Origin of the sequence: Bartonella vinsonii subsp. vinsonii (assembly GCF_902825235.1) — a bacterium.
Classification (GTDB): Bacteria; Pseudomonadota; Alphaproteobacteria; order Rhizobiales; family Rhizobiaceae; genus Bartonella; species Bartonella vinsonii.
On record NZ_CADEAJ010000110.1, the window covers coordinates 1 to 256 of the forward strand.

The 256-nt window shown below is 39.8% G+C and carries 1 protein-coding gene; it reads right to left on the reverse strand.

Annotation, left to right across the window (positions count from 1 at the left end; translation table 11 throughout):
• Positions 1 to 25: 25 nt before the first annotated feature.
• The coding region (locus tag J7R12_RS08850) for a hypothetical protein (RefSeq protein ID WP_208439097.1) at positions 26 to 256 on the reverse strand (231 nt) is incomplete at its 5' end.

The window sequence follows — 256 nt, forward strand, 5'->3', positions numbered from 1 at the left end:
ATAAGCACTTTTACCATGAGTTTTATCAGAATTTCCCATAATTGTGCACTTTTTTCACTTTAATTTTATTCCCGCCTACGTCGCCTTCTTCATCGCCCTCTACAGTGATAATTGTAGCCACATTACAACCCTCAATGGAACCGCCGTTCATATTGAATGTAGCATCAGAGGATACGTTTATTACGCGCATTATGTCACGAGCTCGGAGTGTAGATGCAGTTACAGTTATATCAACATTGTTCAGTTCAAGGGTACT